Origin of the sequence: Pseudomonas sp. S11P7 (assembly GCF_023195435.1) — a bacterium.
Taxonomy (GTDB): domain Bacteria; phylum Pseudomonadota; class Gammaproteobacteria; order Pseudomonadales; family Pseudomonadaceae; genus Aquipseudomonas; species Aquipseudomonas fluorescens_G.
Window position 1 is genome coordinate 5,307,724 of record NZ_JALPKS020000002.1, and the last position, 20,805, is coordinate 5,328,528.

Here is a 20,805-nt window from a genome sequence, read left to right on the forward strand (position 1 = left end):
GGTTCCCCGTCGGCCAGTGGCCGAGTGTGCTCCAAACGTTTTGTAGTAGAAAGTCGTGCACTACTACCGCGAAAAAAGTGGGCCGGATTATGCCAGAAAAGCCCAAAAAGAGTAGGGTCCTCCCGTCGTAACGGCGAAATTCCGTCGCTACGCAGTGAATTTACCTGCGCTGAACCGTTTTAGTGCCGGGTATCTGACGGCGTGTCGACACCCGCGCCAGCGAACAATTGAGCGATATCGGCCGAGTCGAACACGTACTGCTGATTGCAGAACTGGCAGTCGATCTCGACCTTGCCGCCCTGTTCAGCCGCCAGCGCCAGCGCATCCTCCAGCCCAAGACTGACCAGCGCATTGCCGGAGCGTTCCCGCGAGCAGCTGCAGTTGAAGCGCAAATGCTGCACATCGAACAGGCGCACTTGCTCTTCGTGGTAGAGGCGGTGCAGCACGGTTTCGTTGTCCAGGCTCAGCAGCTCATCGGCGCTCAGCGTGCTGGCCAGCGCGGTGAGGTGCTGCCAACTGTCGGCGCGATCTTCTTCATCTTTCAAGCGATCGGCTGGCAATTGCTGCAGCAGCATGCCGCGGGCACGACGGCCATCGGCGAACAGCTTGAAGCGAGTGCCGACTTGCTCCGACGTGACGAAATAGTTGGTGAAGCAATCGGACAGGGTGTCGCCGTCGAGATCAACAATGCCTTGATAACGCTGGCCAACGGTCGGGTCGACAGTCAGGGCCAGTACGCCGTTCGGCATCAGGTCCGCCAGGGTGGCGTCGGCGGCAATCCGTTCGGCTTCATAACGCGCCAGGCCACGAATCTCGCGCTCGCTGGAACATTCGATCATCAGCAGCGAAATCGGCCCTTCGGAGCGCGCCTGCAAAATCAGCAGACCGTCGAACTTCAAAGTGCCGACCATCAGCGAGGCCGCCGCCATCAGTTCGCCGAGCAACTGCGCCACCGGCTCCGGGTAAGGGTGCTTGGCAAGAACCTCGGCGTAGCTGCGCTCAAGCGCGACCAGTTCGCCGCGAGTGTCGCTGTCGTCGAAGATGAAACGTTGGGTGAAATCGGTATCCGTTAGGTCGGTCATAGGTCCGGGTATCTGAAAGTGATGACAAAATGATTACAAAACGTGAAAATTTGCGGTTCTTGGCACCCTTTTTGGTGCCGGTGTTTTGGCCATGGGAGGCATTTTATGAACAATCCGGGTTTGTTCCAATCAAGGTGGAACCTCGGCCGGCTGGTTCTGTGTAACGTAGTGCCATTGGCGCTACTGGCTTTCTGGTTATGGCCTACGGGCAATGCACTGTCTGTGATTTTCGACGAGTGGCTGTTCCGCTCGCTCAACGCACCGCTGGCCAGCAACCCGATATGGCTCCACATCTGGGCAATTGCAAGTCTGCGCCCGTTCGACATCGTTGTCGGTCTGATTTTGCTGACGCTGCTTATCAAGGGCGACTGGGTGTTCAAGGCAATCGACGTGCGTCGCGCATTTTTTGGGTTCTTCTCGATCCTGCTGCTGATGGTGGTGATCCGCGCGCTGTTTTCCAAATTCGCCGATCACATGGGCTGGCAGCACAGCAGCCCGTCTATGGTCCTCGAAGGCGCGGTGCATATCAGCGATTACTTTCCGCACCTGGAAAAAACCTGGGAACTGAAGGACCGCTCGGGCCAGAGCTTCCCCGGTGATCATGCTTCGGTGCTGTTGATCTGGGCGTTGTTCATGGCGGTGTTCAGTCGCACGGCGGGCCAGTTTCTGACGGTCTGGGGCCTGGCGCTGTTGTTCATGCTGCCGCGCCTGGTGGCCGGTGCGCATTGGGGCCAGGACGATTACATCGGTGGCGTGTTGCTGGCGGTGTGGGCGTTGGGTTGGGGTTATTACACGCCGTTCGCTTATCACGCGGCGAACTTCTGGTTGAAGGTGACTGCGCCGATTTTTTTCGCTGATGGGCAAATTGCCGTTGGTGTCGCGGATGAGCGTGGTGCGTCGCGCCTGATACCGCGTAGCCTTCAGCGAGTGCTGCGCACTCGAATCGCCGGCAGGCTGGCTCTCACATTAGACCGAGTTGCTTGAACATCATGCGGTCCAATGTGGGAGCCAGCCTGCTGGCGATGAGGCCGGCACTGGCAGCACACTCAGACTTACTCGTTGTTGCTGCTACCGCGAAACTTGAACAGATCCCGCCGCTGCTTCTTGCTCGGTTTGCCATCGGTGCTCACACCCAGCGCCCCGGCCTTGCGCATCGCCGCAGCGGCTTCGCGCTTGGCAATGCTCGCCTCGGTCTCGCTGTACAGCGTCTGGGCTTCCGGCGCCCCGCGTCGCACAATCGATAACGCTTCAACCCGCACCGTGCGCTCTTCAAAACCGGTACGAATCTCGAACTCATCGCCAATGCGCGGTTCCTTGCCCGGCTTGCAGCGTTCACCGCGACAGTGCACTTTGCCGCTTTCAATCGCCGCCTTCGCCAAGGCGCGGGTTTTATAGAAGCGCGCTGCCCACAGCCATTTGTCGAGACGGACCTTGTCGTCCTCTTCCTGTTTTTGCGCCATATGAATTCCTCGTTCAGCCAGTAGTCGGAACTGTACTACCGTTTCTGTCGGGCGCAAGAACTCGGCCCTCCAGATAGACTGTGATCTAGGCCGGCTATGCGGCATGGAGTGTTCGAGTGACTACAATTTTCCCCTCTTCGTTGACCGCGCCGAAAAGCGGTTGCCGGGGCTGCCAGCAAAGCGAGCCGCTGGACTTCGATTTTGCATTCGCCTACCAACCGATCGTCGACCTGCGCGACCAGTCGGTGTTCGCCCACGAAGCGCTGGTGCGCGGTGTGGCCGGTGAAGGCGCGATGTCCGTGTTAGATCAGGTTACAGAAGCAAACCGCTACCGTTTCGACCAGCTCTGCCGGACCCGCGCCATCGAAGGCGCGGCCGCGCTAAACATGCAGACATACTTGTCGATCAACTTCATGCCCAACGCCGTCTATCGTCCAGAGCTATGCATTCGCAGCACACTGGAGGCCGCCAAGAAACACCATTTCCCGATCGACCGGCTGATTTTCGAAACCCTGGAAAGCGAGCACGTAGATAACTATCGCCATTTGACCAATATTCTGCGTGAATACCGCGAATTCGGCTTCAAGACCGCCATCGACGATTTCGGTGCCGGGTATTCGGGGCTCAATCTGCTGGCGGATTTCCAACCGGACCTGATCAAACTCGACATGGCGCTGATCCGCGATGTCGACCGTGACCGTGTTCGTCAGGCGATCGTTCGGGGGATTGTCACAATCTGTGCGGAGTTGAACGTTACAGTCATCGCCGAAGGTATCGAGAGCGCCGGTGAACGGGACTTCCTGGCGGACTGTGGAATATTTCTGATGCAGGGCTACTGGTTCGCCCGGCCTGCATTCAAAGCGTTGGCCCAGGTATCGCCTGAGGCCTGGACGCGTTAATCGTTGGTTTTTTTCTTTGAAGACATTTGATCATTTGACCGTTGTCGGTCTGCGCGAGTGGGTGGCGCTCCCGGATCTGGGAGTCGCCGGCCTGCGCGCGAAAATCGACACCGGCGCCAGCACCTCCAGCCTGCACGCCACCGACATCGAGCCGTTCGAACGTGACGGCGAGAAATGGGTGCGCTTCACCGCGCACCTCGGCACGGTGGTGCAGTTGCGTCATCGCCGCTGCGAAGCGCCATTGGTGACGCGCAAGACCATCAAAAGCTCCAACGGCCATGCGCAGGTGCGCTATGTGATCAGCACCACCCTGGCGCTGGGTGATCGAGTGTGGCGGGTCGAGTTCACGCTCGCTTGCCGCAAGTCCATGCGCTATCGCCTGTTGCTTGGCTCCAAAGCCCTGATCGATGGCCACCTGGTGGTCAATCCGGGCATCAAATATGTACAAGACAAGCCGGTGTTCCCGGTATCTACCTTTTCCACAGGTGTTGCATGAAGATCGCTGTGCTGTCGCGTAATCCGCGTCTGTATTCCACCCGCCGTCTGGTCGAAGCCGGAACCGAGCGCGGGCATGAAATGGTGGTGATCGACACCTTGCGCGCCTATATGAACATCGCCAGCCACAAGCCGCAGATCCACTATCGCGGCAAACCGCTGGAAGGCTTCGATGCGGTGATCCCGCGGATCGGCGCCTCGGTGACTTTCTACGGCTGCGCGGTGTTGCGCCAATTCGAAATGATGGGGGTGTTCCCGCTCAACGAATCGGTGGCCATTGCCCGCTCGCGGGACAAGCTGCGCTCGCTGCAACTGCTGTCGCGCCGGGGTATCGGCCTGCCGGTGACCGGGTTCGCCCACTCGCCGGATGACATTCCCGACTTGATCGACATGGTCAACGGCGCGCCCCTGGTGATCAAGGTGCTGGAAGGTACTCAGGGTATCGGTGTGGTGCTGTGTGAAACCGCGACCGCCGCCGAGTCGGTGATCGAGGCGTTCATGGGCCTGAAGCAGAACATCATGGTCCAGGAGTACATCAAGGAAGCGGGCGGCGCGGATATTCGCTGTTTCGTGGTTGGCGACAAGGTCATCGCGGCAATGAAGCGCCAGGCCAAACCGGGTGAGTTCCGTTCCAACCTGCATCGTGGCGGCAGCGCCAGCCTGATCAAGATCACCCCGGAAGAACGCATGACCGCGTTGCGCGCGGCCAAGGTCATGGGCCTGGCGGTAGCGGGTGTGGATATCCTGCGCTCCAACCATGGGCCGCTGGTGATGGAAGTGAATTCGTCGCCGGGACTGGAAGGGATCGAGACCACCACAGGGAAGAACGTGGCGGGGATCATCATCGAGCACCTGGAGAAAAATGGCGGGCCGAATATGACTCGCACCAAGGGTAAGGGCTAAAGGCAGCTTCAAGCGGCAAGCAAAGTCGCTCTTGCTTGCAGCTTGAAACTTGCAGCTGCTTCTATACCGCATCCCGAGGCAACATCAACCCCAACGGCAATCTCACCCGCGCCTCCAGTCCTCCTCCGGACCGATTGCGCAGTTCGACATTGCCGCCATGCATCGACGCAATCCGCTTGACGATCGCCAGGCCCAACCCGGTGCCCTTGCCGCCCCGTGCACGGTCACCCCGGGTGAACGGGTTGAAAATCGCCTCCAGCTCCGAAGGATCGATCCCTGCGCCGCGGTCCATCACGCTCAGCACCACGTACGGCGCGCTGACGTCTCCGGACACATAAGCCGCCACTTCGACGTGACCGCCAGCATGGTTCAAGGCGTTGCCGATCAGGTTATTGAGCAGGCGCTTCATCGATACCCGACGCAGCGGAAACGGCTGGATCGGCTCCAGGCGCAAGCGCACCTTCTCTTCGTTCTGGTTGTAGGGTGCTGCCACTTCACGCACCAGATCACTGAGATCGACCTCTTCCACCGACTCGTCGCGACCATCACGAATGAACGCGAGGAACTGGTCGAGAATGGCGTCCATATCTTCAATGTCGCGGACCATGTCGTCGGTGAGGTCGTTGCGGTCGCCCATCAATTCCAGCGACAGCCGCAGCCGGGTCAACGGTGTGCGCAAGTCATGAGACACGCCGGCCAGCATCAGCTCACGCTCGCGTCCGGCCTGTTCGACATCTTCGGCCATCTGGTTGAAGGCGCGATAAACCTCGGTCATCTCACTCGGCGTGTCACTGATCGGCAGGCGCACGCTGCGGCCCTGACCAAGTTGGCGCGCAGCGTAGACCAGACGCTTCAAAGGCTGATTGAGCTGGCTGACGAAAATCCATGCCGAGGCCGTCGACAACAGACCGATGGCCAGGAACCAGCCGAGCACGTTCCAGATTTTCTGGCCACGCAGAGGGTGCGGATATAACGGCACCTTCAGCCAGCCATCGCCCAGGCTTGGCGCGCGGACCCACAACGCCGGAGGCGAGTGCATGCGCAAGCGCACTTCGGTATCGGCGCCCAGTTCCGCCTGCATTTGCCGCTGGTAGATTTCGCTGTACGGCCAATGCTGTTCGCCTTCCGGCACACCGGCGCCGACCACGCGGATCAGGGTCGCGGCATCCGCAATTTTGGCGCGGTTTTCTTCATCGGCGGCCCAATAGGCGCGCAGCGTCAGGGCGACGCCGTGGCTGTATTGACGGTCCACCAGCACGTCCTCGTTCATCAACAGATAAACCAGGGTCAGCGCCTTGGAAAACAGCACGACGATGAGCACCAGCCAGAGGGTGCGGGAGAAAAAACTTTGGGGGAACCAGACGGGGGTTTTCATCTTTAACCGCTACACACTTGCAGGAGCGAGCAATGCTCGCATATTGCGGATTGCGAGTCTGCGGGCGTGGCCGTTCGACCAAAACCGGCAGACCCGCTCCTACAAATCACCGATCACTTGCTGGCGGTGCCATCCGGTACGAACACGTAACCAACGCCCCAGACGGTCTGGATATAACGCGGTTTGGACGGATCAGGTTCGATCATCCGGCGCAGACGCGAGATCTGCACGTCGATGGAACGCTCAAGGGCATCCCATTCGCGGCCACGGGCCAGGTTCATCAGCTTGTCGCGGGTCAGTGGCTGACGGGCGTTCATTACCAGCGCCTTGAGCACCGCAAACTCACCGGTGGTAAGCATGTGCACTTCGTCTCCGCGCTTGAGTTCGCGGGTCGCCAGCGACAACACGTAATCACCGAAGGTGACGTTTTCGTCTTCACTGCCTGGCGCGCCGGGTACCGGAGCAGCCTGGCGACGCAGCACAGCTTTGACCCGGGCCATCAGTTCGTCCGGGTTGAACGGCTTGGCCAGGTAATCGTCGGCGCCCAGTTCCAGGCCCTTGATGCGGCTCAACTCGTCGCCTTTGGCGGTGAGCATGATGATCGGAATCTGGTTGTTCGCCCCGCGCAGGCGGCGGCAGGCGGTCAGGCCATCTTCACCCGGCAGCATCAGGTCGAGCACGACCAGATTGAACACTTCACGCGACAGCAGACGATCCATCTGCTCGGTGTTCGGTACGGTACGGGCACGGTAGCCCTTGCTGACGAAAAAACGTTCCAGCAGGCTGCTCAGCCCCGGATCGTCGTCAACGATGAGAATTTTTTCGCCTTCAGCAGTTTGTGCAGTGCTGCTCATTGGATGCTCCTTTTAGCTCGGCGCGCATTATGGCGTAGCTGCCGTTATACGCACCGTGTGCATTGTTAGCAGATTTTTCCTTCACTGCCAGAAAACCGGGGTTTATGCCTACAGACTGCAACGCCCCCGAATGACAGAACGCTGGTTATAATGCGCGGCGTTTTGTGCCAGGCAACGTCTGAATCGTTACCGCAGGTGGCAGGCTTTTTTCCTCGCCTCGCGCAGTAATCGTTCGATTTCACGGGTCAATGGGCTGCCTCTTGATCCAGGCAGCGGCAATTCTCTAGCCGCTCAACCAGACTCCGGGCCTTTGTTTCCGCGCCCGCGGGCCTGCTTTCACACTATGTCAGGTGGTTTTATGGACAGCATCAACAGCCGCATCGCCGAAGAACTCGGTGTACGCCCACAACAGGTCGAAGCGGCCGTCGCGCTACTCGATGAAGGCTCTACCGTTCCCTTCATCGCCCGTTACCGGAAAGAAGTCACCGGCAGCCTCGATGACACCCAGCTGCGTCATCTGGAAGAGCGCCTGCGCTACCTGCGAGAACTCGACGAACGGCGCATCAGCATCCTCGCCAGCATCGAAGAGCAAGGCAAACTCACCCCGGCCCTTGAGCGTGACATCAAGCTCGCCGACACCAAAACCCGCCTCGAAGACTTGTACCTGCCGTACAAGCAGAAGCGCCGCACCAAGGGCCAGATCGCCCTCGAAGCCGGCCTTGGCGAGCTGGCGGACGGCCTGTTCAGCGACCCGACTCTGGCCCCCGAAGCCGAAGCCGCGCGCTTCGTCGATGCCGAAAAAGGCGTGGCGGACGTCAAGGCTGCGCTGGAAGGCGCCAAGTACATCCTCATGGAGCGCTTCGCCGAAGACGCCAGCCTGCTGGAAAAATTGCGTAACTACCTGAAACAGGAAGCCACTCTCAGTGCCCGGGTAATCGCTGGCAAGGAAGAGGAAGGCGCCAAGTTCCGCGACTACTTCGAACACGATGAACCGCTGAAAAGCATGCCGTCGCACCGCGCGCTGGCGATTTTCCGTGGCCGCAACGAAGGCATCCTCAGCTCCGCGCTGAAAGTCGGCGACGAACTGCCGGGCACCATGCACCCGTGCGAAGGCATGATCGCCCAGCAATTCGGCATCCAGAACCAAAACCGCGCCGCCGACAAATGGCTCGGCGAAGTGGTGCGCTGGACCTGGAAGGTCAAGCTCTACACCCATCTGGAAACCGACCTGCTCGGCGAGCTGCGCGATGGTGCCGAAACCGAAGCGATCAACGTCTTCGCGCACAACCTGCACGACTTGCTGCTGGCCGCTCCGGCCGGCCCGCGCGCTACCCTCGGCCTCGACCCGGGCCTGCGCACTGGCTGCAAAGTGGCCGTGGTCGATTCGACCGGCAAGCTGCTCGATCACGCCACGGTTTACCCGCACGTGCCGCATAACAAATGGGACCAGACCATCGCCATTCTGGCCGCGCTGTGCGCCAAGCATTCGGTGGATCTGATCGCCATCGGCAACGGCACCGCCAGCCGCGAGACTGACAAACTGGCGATCGAGCTGATCAAGAAATATCCAGCGATGAAGATGACCAAAGTCATGGTGTCCGAAGCCGGTGCTTCGGTGTACTCGGCGTCGGAACTGGCGGCCAAGGAATTCCCGGACCTGGACGTATCGATCCGTGGCGCGGTGTCGATCGCTCGTCGCTTGCAGGATCCGCTGGCGGAGTTGGTGAAGATTGATCCGAAATCCATTGGGGTCGGTCAGTACCAGCACGACGTGTCGCAGCTGAAACTGGCGCGCGGTCTGGACGCGGTGGTCGAGGATTGCGTGAACGCCGTCGGCGTTGACGTCAACACCGCTTCGGTAGCGCTGCTGGCGCGCATCTCCGGCCTCAACGCCACACTGGCGCAAAATATTGTCGCGCACCGCGACGAACACGGTGCGTTCAAGACCCGCGCGGCGCTGAAGAAAGTCGCGCGTCTGGGCGAGAAAACCTTCGAACAGGCCGCCGGTTTCCTGCGCGTGATGAACGGTGACAACCCGCTGGATTCGTCCGCGGTGCACCCGGAAGCCTATCCGCTGGTGCAGCGCATCGCCGCTGAAACCGACCGGGACATTCGCTCGCTGATCGGCGATGCCGCGTTCCTCAAGCGTCTCGACCCGAAGAAATTCACCGATGAAACCTTCGGTCTGCCCACCGTGACCGACATCCTTCAGGAACTGGAAAAACCCGGCCGCGACCCGCGTCCGGAGTTCAAGACCGCCGAGTTCCAGGAAGGCGTTGAAGACCTCAAAGACCTGCAACTGGGGATGATCCTCGAAGGCGTGGTGACCAACGTGACCGCGTTCGGCGCGTTCGTTGATATCGGCGTGCATCAGGATGGCCTGGTACACATTTCGGCGCTGTCGGAGAAATTCATCAAGGATCCGCGCGAAGCGGTGAAGGCCGGTGACGTGGTGAAAGTGAAGGTCATGGAAGTCGACATCCCGCGCAAACGCGTCGGCCTGTCGATGCGCATGGGCGACACCCCGGGCGAGAAAATCGACGGTGCCCGCGGCTCGCGTCCGGGCTCGGCGCAACGCCAGCCGTCGAACAACGCGCCACGCAAGGAAACCGTCAGCGCAGCGCCGGTGAACAACGCGATGGCCTCGCTGTTCGCCAACGCCAAACAGTTGAAGAAACGCTGATGGAGCTGCCGGCCGGGCTTGTCGAGAGCGCGTTCTTCAAGCTGTTGAGCTGCCGCCTGCACAGCCTGGAAACCGGGGTGGCGCAAGTCGCCCTGGTGCTGGAGCCGCAGTTGCGCAATCGCGGCGGCAAACTCCACGGCGGCGCGCTGTTCAGCCTGGTCGACATTGCCATGGGGCTGGCCTGTTCCAGCAGCCACGGTTTCGATCAGCAGAGCGCGACCATCGAATGCAAGATCAACTACATCCGCGCCGTTTCTGACGGCGAGGTGCTGTGCACGGCAAGGGTGATCCACCCGGGCCGCCGCACGCTGGTGGTCGAGGCCGAGGTGATGCAGGGCGACAAACTGGTCGCAAAAGCGCAAGGCACCTTCGCGGTCCTGTAGATGGCTCATCAATTTGAGTTAATTTCGACGCAACGAACCGTGTGGGAGCGAGCCTGCTCGCGAAGATGGTGTGTCAGTCGACGGTGATATTGACTGCAAAACCCTCTTCGCGAGCAGGCTCGCTCCCACAGGGATTGTGCAGTTCCTGACTGACCGGCAAATGGCCTGCCGCTACAAAACCAGGCGATAACGCCAGTTTCAACTTCACCCTTGTAGACCGTCCTGCCCACCCCCATATTGGGGCGACTGACGCGTGAAGGAATCCAAATTGAGCGAACTTCTCAACCGCCGCCTGGCTTTGCTCGGCGAGCGCGCTAACCTCTCTCTGCTCGAGCAGTGCCTGCACGGTATCGAACGTGAATGCCTGCGCGTGACCAGCGAAGGTCGCCTGGCGCAAACGCCGCACCCCGAAGCCCTGGGTTCCGCGCTGACCAACGAACAGATCACCACCGACTACTCCGAGTCGCTGCTGGAATTCATCACGCCCGCCCTGCCCGACCCGGCCGATACCCTGGCGAGCCTGGACAAGATTCATCGCTTCGCCTACAGCAAACTCGGCGACGAGTACCTGTGGAGTCCGTCGATGCCGTGCCCGTTGCCGGCCGAGGAAGATATCCCGATCGCCTATTACGGCACCTCCAACATCGGTCAGCTCAAGTACGTCTACCGCAAGGGCCTGGCCCTGCGCTACGGCAAGACCATGCAATGCATCGCCGGGATTCACTACAACTTCTCGCTGCCGGAACAGCTCTGGCCGTTGCTGCGCGAGTCCGAGGGCTTTGTCGGCACCGACCGCGATTTCCAGTCGGTTTCCTACATTGCGCTGATCCGCAACTTCCGTCGCTACAGCTGGCTGCTGATGTACCTGTTCGGTGCCTCGCCGGCGCTGGATGCGGGATTCCTGCGCGGTCGTTCGCATCAGCTCGAACAGCTCGATCCGGACACCTTGTACCTGCCCTACGCGACCAGCCTGCGCATGAGCGACCTCGGTTACCAGAGCAACGCCCAGGCCGGTCTGACGCCGTGCTACAACGATCTGGCGAGCTACACCGACAGCCTGCGCAAAGCCGTGGCCACGCCGTACCCGCCGTATGTCGAAGTCGGCACGCACAAGGATGGCGAGTGGGTGCAACTGAACACCAACATTCTGCAGATCGAAAACGAGTACTACTCCAACATCCGCCCGAAACGCGTGACCTACACCGGCGAGCGGCCGATCCAGGCCTTGATGGCGCGCGGCATTCAATACGTTGAAGTGCGTTGCCTGGACATCAACCCGTTCCTGCCGATGGGCATCGACATCACCGAGTCACGCTTCCTTGACGCGTTCCTGCTGTACTGCGCGTTGAACGACAGCCCGTTGCTGACCAACACTTCGTGCGGTAACGCGACCTCGAACTTCCTCAGCGTGGTCAAGGAAGGCCGGCGTCCGGGCCTGCAATTGCAGCGTGACGGCCAAGCGGTCGAAATGAAGACCTGGGCTGCTGAACTGCTCGAACAAATCGCTCCGCTGGCCGCGCTGCTCGATCAGAGTCATGGCGGCGATGCGCACAGCAAGGCGCTGGATGCACAACTGGCGAAAGTCAGCGATCCGTCCCTGACGCCGTCCGCGCAGGTGCTGGCAGCCATGGCTGAGCACAAGGAAAGCTTTGCGCAGTTCTCGCTGCGCCAGAGCCAGGCGCATGCAGAGTTTTTCCGTAGCGAGCCGTTGGCTGCGGATGAGCAGGCGAAGTTCGAGGAAGTGGCGCGCTCGTCACTGGCGCAACAGGCAGAGCTTGAGCAGAACGAAGTCGGCGATTTCGATGTGTTTGTCGGGGCGTATCAGGCGAGCATTCTGGCGATCAGCAACTGAAAAGTCCCTTGAAAAGCCCCTCACCCTAACCCTCTCCCGGAGGGAGAGGGGACTGACCGCGGTATCGGTGATCCAACAATCGACGCCGCCAATCTCCCCTCGCTTTGATCGTTCCCACGCTCCGCGTGGTAACGCCTCAACGGACGCTCTGCGTCCAGGTGACGCGGAGCGTCACCGGCTGCATTCCCACGCAGAGCGTGGGAACGATCAGTCGTCTGGCTTAGATTTTTCCGCTCATAAGCTCATTCTAAAAAGTTATTTATTTTAGGATTCTTAGATCATTTAGTCTCCATCCACGCCGACGCTCGGTCGCCTGATATGGAGCTCTTCAATGAAACTGAATGTCCCGCTTCGCCTGCTCGCCGCTGCCACTCTGGCTGCCGCAAGCTTTCTGGCGCAGGCTGCCGATCTCACCGTCGCCTACCAGACCACCGTCGACCCGGCGAAAGTTGCCCAGGCCGACGGCGCTTACGAAAAAGCCACCAAAGCCGATATCGCCTGGCGCAAGTTCGATAACGGCGCCGACATCATCGCCGCCATCGCCTCCGGTGACGTGCAGATCGGTTACCTCGGTTCAAGCCCGCTGACCGCCGCGATCACCCGCAAAGTTCCAGTGCAAACATTCCTCATCGCCACGCAGATCGGCGCCGCTGAAGCACTGGTCGCGCGCGATGGCTCCGGCATCAAGACCCCGCAGGATCTGATCGGCAAGAAAATCGCCGTGCCGTTCGTTTCCACCGGGCACTACAGCCTGCTCGCCGCGCTGAAGCACTGGAACATCGCCCCGTCGAAAGTCACCGTGCTCAATCTCGCGCCGCCAGCGATCATCGCCGCCTGGAAACGCGGTGATATCGACGCCACCTACGTCTGGGATCCGGCGCTCGGCGTGGCCAAGGAAAACGGCAAAGTGCTGATCACCTCCGGCGAACTGGCCAAATTTGGCGCGCCGACCTTCGATGCGTGGATCGTGCGCAAAGACTTCGCCGAGAAGCACCCGGAAATCGTCACCGCGTTCGCCAAGGTCACCCTCGACGCCTACGCCGATTACCGCAAGGACCCGCAAGCCTGGCTGGCGAATCAGTCCAACGTCGACAAGCTGGTCAAACTGTCCGGTGCCAAGGCCAGCGACATTCCGTTGCTGCTGCAAGGCAACGTCTACCCGCTGGCGGCGGATCAGGTCAGCGACCTCGGCGCGCCGACCACCAAAGCCATCACCGACACCGCCGCATTCCTCAAGGAGCAAGGCAAGGTCGAAGCGGTGCTGCCGGACTATGCGCCGTACGTCAGCGCCAAATACATCACCAACTGATCGGGAGTAGACAGCGATGGCCTTGCTACAGCTGGAGCGCATCAGCGCACAGTACCCGGGCAGCCCGGAGCCGGTGCTGGCGGATATTTCTCTGACTCTGGGGCCGCAGCAGTTGCTGGTCGCCCTCGGCCCGTCCGGCAGTGGCAAGACTTCGCTGTTGAACCTGATTGCCGGTTTCGTCGAACCGAGTGCCGGGCGCATCACCCTCGACGGCGTGCCGGTCAAAGGCCCGAGCGCCGAGCGTGGCGTGGTGTTTCAGGACGACGCCTTGCTGCCATGGCAGGATGTGCTGGCCAACGTTGCGTTCGGTCTGGAACTGGCCAATGTCGCCAGAGACAAACGTGAAAAAATCGCCCGTGAAATGCTCGCGCTGGTCGATCTCTCGGGGTTTGAAAACCGCCGTATCTGGCAACTGTCCGGCGGTCAGAAACAACGCGTCGGCCTCGCCCGCGCCCTCGCCGCCGACCCGCGCGTATTGCTGATGGACGAGCCCTTTGGCGCCCTCGACGCTTTCACTCGCGAACAAATGCAGGAGCTGTTGCTGCAAGTCTGGCAGCGCACGGCCAAACCGGTTTTCCTGATTACCCATGACATTGAAGAGGCGGTGTTTCTCGCCACCGACCTGATTCTGCTGGCACCGAATCCGGGGCAGATCGTCGAGCGACTGCAGTTGAATTTCGGCCAGCGTTATGCCGCTGGCGAGTCGGCCCGCGCGATCAAATCCGATCCGCGCTTTATCGAAACCCGCGAGCATGTGCTGAGCAAAGTGTTCGCGCAACGCAGCGCCGGGCAACGGCAGGAGCGCGCATGAGCACTTACGACGTTTCCGCCTCAGCAGTGAAGACTCCTTCGGTCACCACGCCTGTGCGCCGCAGCCTCAGCACGCGCTGGATCAGCCTGTTGACCTTGTTCGCGTTGCTGGTGATCTGGTGGGCCGTGACGGCCAGCGGTTTGATCGAACCGCTGTTCCTGCCCCCACCGTCCGCGGTGCTGCAAAAAGGCTGGTTGCTGGCGACCACTGGCTATATGGATTCGACCCTGTGGCAGCACCTGGGCGCGAGCCTGAGCCGCATCGGTGTGGGCCTCGGCTTTGCGATTCTGACCGCTGTGCCGGTGGGCATCGCCATCGGCGCCAACCGCATCGCCCGCGGCGTGCTTGACCCGCTTATCGAGTTCTACCGACCGATTCCGCCGCTGGCTTATCTGCCGCTGATCGTGATCTGGTGCGGCATCGGCGAGTTGTCGAAAGTGCTGCTGATCTACCTGGCGATTTTCGCGCCGATTGCCATCGCTACTGCGACCGGCGTACGCACGGTTGATCCGGCTAAATTGCGCGCCGCGCAGTCGCTGGGTGCGACTCGCGCACAATTGATTCGCCATGTGATTCTGCCCAGCGCCCTGCCGGACATTCTGACCGGTGTGCGCATTGGCCTGGGGGTTGGCTGGTCGACGTTGGTCGCCGCTGAATTGATCGCGGCCACCAGTGGTCTGGGCTTCATGGTGCAGTCGGCCGCGCAGTTCCTGGTCACCGATGTGGTAGTGCTGGGGATTCTGGTCATCGCCCTGATCGCCTTCGCCATGGAAATGAGCCTGCGCGCCCTGCAGCGCAAACTCGTGCCGTGGCATGGCCAGGCGCACTGACAAATTCCCTGCGAATTTCCTGTAGGCCTTCGCCTGCTCGCGATTGCGGTGTGTCATTCACCGCAGCGTTGACTGCCAGCCGGCAATCCCGAGCAGGCGAAGGCCTACAAAAGCTTGAACCCCGAATTGATGAGATCAACCATGAGCAGCCTCACCATCACCCCGTTAAGCTCGGCCCTCGGCGCGCAGATCAGTGGCGTCGACATCAGCCAGCCGCTGAGCCTGGAACATCGCGATGCCATCGAACAGGCGCTGCTCAAGTATCAGGTGCTGTTCTTCCGCAACCAGCCGATCGAGCCGGCGCAACAGGCACGCTTCGCCGCGTATTTCGGCGACCTGCACATTCATCCGATCTACCCGAACGTGCCCGGGCAGCCTGAAGTGCTGATCCTCGATACCGCTGTCACCGACGTGCGCGACAACGCCATCTGGCACACCGACGTGACCTTCCTGCCGACCCCGGCGATGGGTGCGGTGCTCAGCGCCAAGTTGCTGCCAGAGTTTGGCGGCGACACCTTGTGGGCCAGCGGCATTGCTGCGTACGAAGCGTTGTCGGCGCCGATGAAGGGATTACTTGAAGGGTTGACCGCGACCCACGATTTCACCCGTTCGTTTCCGCTGGAGCGCTACGGCAACACGCCCGAGGCGCTGGCGCAGTGGGAAGAAGCGCGGCGCAAGAATCCACCGCTGTCGCACCCGGTGATTCGTACGCATCCGGTCAGCGGTCGGCGCTCGTTGTTCGTCAACGAAGGCTTCACCTCGAAGATCAACGAGCTGTCCGAGGGGGAGAGCGAGGCGATTCTGAAATTTCTGTTCGCCCACGCAACGCGGCCGGAATTCACCATTCGCTGGCGCTGGCAGAAGGACGATATTGCGTTCTGGGACAACCGCGTGACCCAGCATTACGCGGTGGACGATTACCGCCCGGCGCGGCGGGTGATGCAGCGGGCGACGGTGTTGGGGGATGTGCCGTTTTTTCGTTGAGCCCTTTTAAAGGCAAAAGCCCCTCACCCTAACCCTCTCCCGGAGGGAGAGGGGACTGATTGGGGATGCTGTAGAAGTACGCCGACCTGAACGTACTTTGCTGAATCCATAATCGACTCGTTATTTCAGGTCGATGCAAGACGCAAGACACCTCGGTCGGCTCCCTCTCCCTCTGGGAGAGGGCTGGGGTGAGGGTGGCTCACTCCGCCGTCGAAGGCTTCTCCCACAGATTGATCCCGCCCTCTTGGGCAAACCGGTCAATCTCCGCCAGTTCCTCAGCGCTGAAATTCAGATTCTTCAACGCCCCGACGTTCTCGATGATCTGTTCCGGCCGGCTCGCGCCGATCAGTGCCGAGGTCACCCGCGGATCGCGCAGCGTCCATGCCAGCGCCAGTTGCGCCAGGCTCTGGCCGCGACGCTTGGCGATCTCGTTCAACGCGCGTACGTGAGCAATGTTTTCCTCGGACAGGTGCGAAGCTTGCAACGAGCCACCCCCGGACGGTTGACCCGCGCATCCGCCGGTACGCCGTTGAGGTATTTGTCGGTGAGCAGACCTTGCGCCAGCGGGGTGAAGGCAATTACGCCGGTGCCGAGTTCTTCGGTGGTGTCGAGCAGATCTTTTTCCACCCAGCGATTGAGCAGGTTATACGCCGGTTGATGAATCAACAGCGGCACTTTCCATTCTTTCAACAGCTCGGCGATCTCGCGGGTTTTCACCCCGGAATACGACGAGATGCCGATGTACAAAGCCTTGCCCTGCTGCACCGCCGTGGCAAGAGCGCTGGCGGTTTCTTCCAGTGGGGTGTCCGGATCGAAGCGGTGCGAATAGAAGATATCCACATAGTCCAGACCGAGGCGCTGCAGGCTCTGGTCGAGGCTGGCCAGCACGTATTTACGCGAACCGCCGCCCTGGCCGTAAGGACCGGGCCACATGTCCCAGCCGGCCTTGCTGGAGATGATCAGCTCGTCGCGATACTGCTTGAAGTCTTCGCGCAGCAGGCGGCCGAAATTGATCTCGGCGCTGCCGTATGGCGGGCCGTAGTTGTTGGCGAGGTCGAAGTGGTTGATGCCCAGATCGAAGGCGGTACGCAGCAAGGCGCGCTGGGTGTCGATCGGCGTGCTGTCGCCAAAGTTGTGCCACAGGCCCAGCGACAATGCCGGCAGCACCAGGCCGCTGCGGCCAACGCGGCGGTAGGGAATGGAGTCGTAGCGGTTTTCGGCAGCGGTGTAGGTCATCGAATCCTCTCTTGTCTGTTTTGAAATGGGTGTCGATTGCTCCTGTGGGAGCGAGCCTGCTCGCGAAGGCTGTTACGTAAATCGATTGCCGGGTCGGGCCAGGCCCAGATTCTGCCGCAGCGTGCGGCCTTCATACTCGGTTCTGAACAGTCCGCGCCGTTGCAGTTCCGGCACCACGCCGTTGGCGAAATCTTCGAGCCCGCCCGGCAGGTGTGGCACCAGCACGTTGAAGCCGTCCGCTGCGCCTTGCTCGAACCATTCCTGCAGCCGGTCGGCAATCTGCGCCGGCGTACCGACCAGGCTGTAATGCCCGCGCCCGCCCGCGATCCTGCGGCCGAGTTCGGCGAGGCTGAGGCTCTCGCGGCCCGCCAGCTCGGTCAGCAGTTTTTGCCGGCTCTGCTGACCGCTGTCGGTCAGCGGTAACGGCGGCAGCGGTCCGCCCAGCGGGTATTTCGATAAATCGAAGTTGCCCAGCATACGCCCAAGCAGCGCAACTCCCACCTCAGGTTCGAGCAATTGCTGAAACGATTCACACTTTTCCTGCGCTTCGGCCTCGCTGGCACCGACCACGACAAATACGCCGGGCATGATTTTCAGCATGTCGGCACTGCGCCCGAACCGCTTCAAGCGCCCTTTGAGGTCGGCATAAAACGCCTGCGCGGCGGCCAGCGAAGTCTGCGCGGTGAATACCACTTCAGCGGTTTGCGCCGCCAGTTCGCGCCCGGCTTCGGAGGCACCGGCCTGAACGATTACCGGTTGCCCCTGCGGCGAGCGCGCGACATTCAGCGGGCCTTTGACCCGGAAATGTTCACCGACATGATCGAGCACATGCAGCTTCTGCGGGTCGTAATAGGCGCCGCTGGCCTTGTCGCGATGGAAGGCATCGTCCTCCCAACTGTCCCAGAGCCCGGTCACCACCTGATGAAATTCGCGCGCACGGCTATAGCGCTCGGCATGGCCAATGTGCGCGTCGCGGCCGAAATTCAGCGCTTCGGCCGCATTGTCCGAAGTCACCAGATTCCATCCGGCACGTCCGCCCGATAAATGATCGAGCGAGGCGAATTTGCGCGCGACGTGATACGGCTCGTTGTAACTGGTGGTCGCCGTAGCGATCAGGCCAATGTGCTCGGTCACCGCGCTGAGGGCCGAGAGCAACGTCAGCGGCTCGAAGTGATCGGAGCGTGCCATGCGGCTGGCAATTGCCTGAGTCGGCGCGGCAACGCTGTCAGCAACAAACAGTGCATCGAACTTCGCCGCTTCGGCGATCTGCGCCAGCCGCTTGTAATGGGTGAAATCCAGGCCCGCATTCGCCGGCACATCCGCATGCCGCCACGCCGCTACGTGGTGACCGGTGGCCATGAGAAACGCGCCGAGCTTCATTTGCCTGCTCATTTTCAGAACTCCTTGCGCAGCTGCACGCCGAAATAGCGCTCGTCATCCCGTGGCACGGCGCGATAGATGTAGCTGCCGCCGCTGGCCAGCAACGGCGAGTAGGATTTGTCGGCGAGGTTCTTGCCGAGTACGGCGATGCGCCAGCCATTGCTGTAATCGGCCAAGGCCACGCTGGCGTTCCACAACCCATAGGCGCCTTGCTTGGTGTCGGGGTTCTGGCTGATGTCGTACTGCACTTCGCTCTGCCAGCTGTAGTCGGTGCCCAGTTCGATATCGAGACCGTTGTCGAGCGGGATTGTGTAGTCGGCGCGCACGTAGCTTTTCCAGTCCGGGCTGAACGGCAACGGTTTGCCGTTGACGTTGCACGACGCCGCCGCGCCGGCCGGGCAGGCGAATTCGTCGATGCGTGCGCGGGTATAGGCCAGGGCACCGGAGAACTTCAATTGCTGGGTGGCTTGCAGCGCATAATCGAGTTCAACGCCTTCGCTGGTAACGCTGCCGGCATTGATCAGTCGAGTCACCACTTGCCCGGCGACGGTGTCGAAAAAGTTCGCCTGATAGTTGTCGTACTCGCTATGGAAGATCGCCAGGTTGGTGGTCAGGCGGTTGTTCCACGACGTGGCTTTGATTCCCGCCTCCCAAGTATTGGAAGTCTCCGGTTTCAGCGCTTCGGTGTCGCGCGGCTGCATGTTGAAGAACACGTTGTAGGCCGGGCCTTTGTAGCCGCGCGAATAGGTCAGGTACGTGCTGACCGTATCGCTCAGGTCATATTGCACACCGAGGCGGCCGGACCAGCCGTCCTCGTCCACCGAACCAGAACTGCTGGTCGCCGGTTGAATGCCGCTGACGGTGGTCGCTGGAGTCGAAACGCGGCGGTGGTCGTATTCCAGATCATCGTGGGTGTAGCGCAGCCCGGCGATGCCGCGAAAATCGGACGTGAAGTTCAGCGTGCTCTCGCCAAACACCGCGTAACTGTCATTGGTGGTGCTGTAGTCGGCGACACCACGGTCGGTGCGCGCGGTCGTGGTCAGGGTGCGCTGATAGGTCTCGTCATCCTTGCCGTGCATGTAGAACAGGCCACCCACGTACTCAAGAAATCCGCCTTTCGGCGAGGCGAGGCGCAGCTCCTGCGAATACTGGTCGAACGCCAGGTCACCCTTGTCGGCGGTGCCGGGGAACGCGGCCGTCACGGTGCCGAGGCGATCGCCGTCCTGATACTGGGTGTTGTCCCAGCCGCGCCATGCAGTGATCGACGTCAGCGTGTAGTCGCCCAATTGCCAGTCGAGCTGGCCGGACAGGCCTTTGTTGATGTCCTCGATGTGCGAACGGGTGTCGGTGTTGATGTCGCGGTTATGATTCGTTGCATTCACCGGGCTCAGTGCATTGGTGAAGGCCGGTGTCAGCGATTGACTGACCACGCCATTGGGCGCGTCGTCGTGGGATTGCATGTAGTCGGCGATCAGGGTGAAGGTGACATCGTCAGTCGGGGTGAATTCGAGTTTGCCGCGCACGCCACGATGGTTGTAACCGTTGACCTCATGGCCGTTGTGCTGGTTGTCGACGTTGCCGTCGTATGTGCCGAACAGGGTGCTGATCGAACCCTTCAACGTGTCCGGGATCAGGCTGCCGCCAAGGCCGAAACGGGTACGACTTTCATTGCCGCTGTAGTACGCCTGATCGATGTAGCCGTGAGTCTCGGCGGTCGGTGCCTTGCTGGTGATGTTGAGCACACCGGCCGAGGCATTCTTGCCGAACAGCGTGCCTTGCGGGCCGCGTAATACCTCAACGCGCTCGAGATCGAGCAGATCAAGCGTGGCCTGGCCCGGACGCGCATACACCACGCCGTCGATGACGGTGGCGACAGTCGGCTCAACGCCGGGCGAGGTGGAAATGGTGCCAACACCGCGCACGAACAACGAGGTGTCCTTGTTCGATGCGCCGGTGCGGAAATTCAGCGAAGGCACCTGCTGAACGATGCTCGCCACACCGTTGCGGTTATCGCGCTCAAGCTGCTCGCCATCGATCACCGAAACCGCGACCGGGACTTTTTGCAGCGACTCTTCGCGGCGGGTTGCGGTAACGGTCACCGACTTCAGCGTTGGCTCTTGATCGCTGCTGTCAGCCGCCAATGCGTTGGGCGACGGCAGCGCCGCCAACCCTGTCAGTAACCAGCCAGCGGCGCGAATCGACTGCGACAGTTTGTGTGTCGCCCCAGGAATGTTGTGCATGTTCTGCCCGCTCGAAATTGGCCCTGATC

The 20,805-nt window shown here is 61.0% G+C and carries 16 protein-coding genes and 2 pseudogenes; 11 read left to right on the forward strand and 7 right to left on the reverse strand.

The window, feature by feature from the left end; all coding sequences use genetic code 11:
- Positions 1-179: 179 nt before the first annotated feature.
- Positions 180-1,082 carry an Hsp33 family molecular chaperone HslO gene (hslO, locus tag M0746_RS24335; protein ID WP_258450891.1) on the reverse strand — a complete coding sequence of 301 codons (903 nt, stop codon included), beginning with the start codon at positions 1,080-1,082 and terminating at the stop codon, positions 180-182.
- A 105-nt stretch (positions 1,083-1,187) separates the two neighbouring features.
- Here hslO and M0746_RS24340 point away from each other — a divergent pair.
- Positions 1,188-1,989, forward strand: a pseudogene (locus M0746_RS24340) (phosphatase PAP2 family protein).
- 145 nt (positions 1,990-2,134) lie between these two features.
- On the opposite strand, the gene M0746_RS24345 reads toward M0746_RS24340, so the two are convergent.
- Complete coding sequence (locus M0746_RS24345) at positions 2,135-2,542, reverse strand: RNA-binding S4 domain-containing protein (protein ID WP_258450893.1); 408 nt, start codon at positions 2,540-2,542, stop codon at positions 2,135-2,137.
- A 116-nt stretch (positions 2,543-2,658) separates the two neighbouring features.
- On the opposite strand from M0746_RS24345, the gene rimA reads away from it, so the two are divergent.
- Genes rimA through rimK form a run of 3 tightly spaced genes read left to right on the forward strand, consistent with a single transcriptional unit; the run spans position 2,659 to position 4,839 of the window.
- Positions 2,659-3,441 (forward strand): S6 modification regulatory phosphodiesterase RimA, encoded by a 783-nt coding sequence (gene rimA, locus M0746_RS24350; protein ID WP_258450894.1) that lies wholly within the window; start codon positions 2,659-2,661, stop codon positions 3,439-3,441.
- A 16-nt stretch (positions 3,442-3,457) separates the two neighbouring features.
- The gene (gene rimB / locus M0746_RS24355; RefSeq protein WP_090288295.1) at positions 3,458-3,937 is read left to right on the forward strand and encodes a retropepsin-like aspartic endopeptidase RimB; all 480 of its coding nucleotides are present in this window, start codon (positions 3,458-3,460) and stop codon (positions 3,935-3,937) included.
- Entirely contained in the window at positions 3,934-4,839 is a 906-nt protein-coding gene (gene rimK, locus M0746_RS24360) for a 30S ribosomal protein S6--L-glutamate ligase (protein ID WP_007949201.1), read from the forward strand. Before rimB ends, rimK begins: the two co-directional genes overlap by 4 nt.
- 61 nt (positions 4,840-4,900) lie before the next feature.
- Here the strand turns inward: rimK and M0746_RS24365 are convergent, their stop codons facing one another.
- Both M0746_RS24365 and ompR read right to left on the reverse strand, forming a co-directional pair.
- Complete coding sequence (locus tag M0746_RS24365) at positions 4,901-6,214, reverse strand: ATP-binding protein (protein WP_090288293.1); 1,314 nt, start codon at positions 6,212-6,214, stop codon at positions 4,901-4,903.
- 113 nt (positions 6,215-6,327) lie between these two features.
- Complete coding sequence (gene ompR / locus M0746_RS24370; RefSeq protein WP_090288291.1) at positions 6,328-7,068, reverse strand: osmolarity response regulator transcription factor OmpR; 741 nt, start codon at positions 7,066-7,068, stop codon at positions 6,328-6,330.
- A 358-nt stretch (positions 7,069-7,426) separates the two neighbouring features.
- On the opposite strand from ompR, the gene M0746_RS24375 reads away from it, so the two are divergent.
- The 7 genes from M0746_RS24375 to tauD all read left to right on the forward strand — a co-directional run bounded on the left by M0746_RS24375 (position 7,427) and on the right by tauD (position 15,920).
- Complete coding sequence (locus M0746_RS24375) at positions 7,427-9,751, forward strand: Tex family protein (RefSeq protein ID WP_258450895.1); 2,325 nt, start codon at positions 7,427-7,429, stop codon at positions 9,749-9,751.
- Positions 9,751-10,134, forward strand: a complete 384-nt coding sequence (locus M0746_RS24380; RefSeq protein ID WP_258450896.1) for a PaaI family thioesterase — start codon at positions 9,751-9,753, stop codon at positions 10,132-10,134. The genes M0746_RS24375 and M0746_RS24380 overlap by 1 nt, the downstream gene beginning before the upstream one ends.
- Positions 10,135-10,402: 268 nt before the next feature.
- Positions 10,403-11,986, forward strand: a complete 1,584-nt coding sequence (gshA, locus tag M0746_RS24385; protein ID WP_258450897.1) for a glutamate--cysteine ligase — start codon at positions 10,403-10,405, stop codon at positions 11,984-11,986.
- Positions 11,987-12,317: 331 nt separating this feature from the next.
- Positions 12,318-13,295, forward strand: a complete 978-nt coding sequence (tauA, locus tag M0746_RS24390) for a taurine ABC transporter substrate-binding protein (protein WP_258450898.1) — start codon at positions 12,318-12,320, stop codon at positions 13,293-13,295.
- Between the two features lie 16 nt (positions 13,296-13,311).
- A complete protein-coding gene (tauB, locus tag M0746_RS24395; RefSeq protein ID WP_258450899.1) occupies positions 13,312-14,106 on the forward strand; it encodes a taurine ABC transporter ATP-binding subunit in 795 nt (264 codons plus the stop codon).
- Positions 14,103-14,936: a taurine ABC transporter permease TauC gene (gene tauC / locus M0746_RS24400; protein WP_258450900.1), complete on the forward strand. Its 834-nt coding sequence runs from the start codon at positions 14,103-14,105 to the stop codon at positions 14,934-14,936. Before tauB ends, tauC begins: the two co-directional genes overlap by 4 nt.
- 141 nt (positions 14,937-15,077) lie before the next feature.
- A complete protein-coding gene (gene tauD / locus M0746_RS24405; protein ID WP_258450901.1) occupies positions 15,078-15,920 on the forward strand; it encodes a taurine dioxygenase in 843 nt (280 codons plus the stop codon).
- Between the two features lie 199 nt (positions 15,921-16,119).
- Here the strand turns inward: tauD and mgrA are convergent.
- The 3 genes and pseudogenes from mgrA to M0746_RS24420 all read right to left on the reverse strand — a co-directional run bounded on the left by mgrA (position 16,120) and on the right by M0746_RS24420 (position 20,776).
- A pseudogene (gene mgrA, locus M0746_RS24410) lies at positions 16,120-17,156 on the reverse strand (L-glyceraldehyde 3-phosphate reductase).
- A 72-nt stretch (positions 17,157-17,228) separates the two neighbouring features.
- Positions 17,229-18,548 (reverse strand): LLM class flavin-dependent oxidoreductase, encoded by a 1,320-nt coding sequence (locus M0746_RS24415; RefSeq protein ID WP_258450902.1) that lies wholly within the window; start codon positions 18,546-18,548, stop codon positions 17,229-17,231.
- A 2-nt stretch (positions 18,549-18,550) separates the two neighbouring features.
- Complete coding sequence (locus M0746_RS24420; protein WP_258451520.1) at positions 18,551-20,776, reverse strand: TonB-dependent receptor; 2,226 nt, start codon at positions 20,774-20,776, stop codon at positions 18,551-18,553.
- Between the last annotated feature and the right edge of the window lie 29 nt (positions 20,777-20,805).

Coding starts and splice junctions, on each gene's coding strand:
- hslO (WP_258450891.1), bottom strand. CDS start 1,082: ATGACCGACCTAACGGATACCGATTTCACCCAACGTTTCATCTTCGAC.
- M0746_RS24345 (WP_258450893.1), bottom strand. CDS start 2,542: ATGGCGCAAAAACAGGAAGAGGACGACAAGGTCCGTCTCGACAAATGG.
- rimK (WP_007949201.1), top strand. CDS start 3,934: ATGAAGATCGCTGTGCTGTCGCGTAATCCGCGTCTGTATTCCACCCGC.
- M0746_RS24365 (WP_090288293.1), bottom strand. CDS start 6,214: ATGAAAACCCCCGTCTGGTTCCCCCAAAGTTTTTTCTCCCGCACCCTC.
- ompR (WP_090288291.1), bottom strand. CDS start 7,068: ATGAGCAGCACTGCACAAACTGCTGAAGGCGAAAAAATTCTCATCGTT.
- M0746_RS24375 (WP_258450895.1), top strand. CDS start 7,427: ATGGACAGCATCAACAGCCGCATCGCCGAAGAACTCGGTGTACGCCCA.
- M0746_RS24380 (WP_258450896.1), top strand. CDS start 9,751: ATGGAGCTGCCGGCCGGGCTTGTCGAGAGCGCGTTCTTCAAGCTGTTG.
- tauA (WP_258450898.1), top strand. CDS start 12,318: ATGAAACTGAATGTCCCGCTTCGCCTGCTCGCCGCTGCCACTCTGGCT.
- tauB (WP_258450899.1), top strand. CDS start 13,312: ATGGCCTTGCTACAGCTGGAGCGCATCAGCGCACAGTACCCGGGCAGC.
- tauC (WP_258450900.1), top strand. CDS start 14,103: ATGAGCACTTACGACGTTTCCGCCTCAGCAGTGAAGACTCCTTCGGTC.
- tauD (WP_258450901.1), top strand. CDS start 15,078: ATGAGCAGCCTCACCATCACCCCGTTAAGCTCGGCCCTCGGCGCGCAG.
- M0746_RS24415 (WP_258450902.1), bottom strand. CDS start 18,548: ATGAGCAGGCAAATGAAGCTCGGCGCGTTTCTCATGGCCACCGGTCAC.
- M0746_RS24420 (WP_258451520.1), bottom strand. CDS start 20,776: ATGCACAACATTCCTGGGGCGACACACAAACTGTCGCAGTCGATTCGC.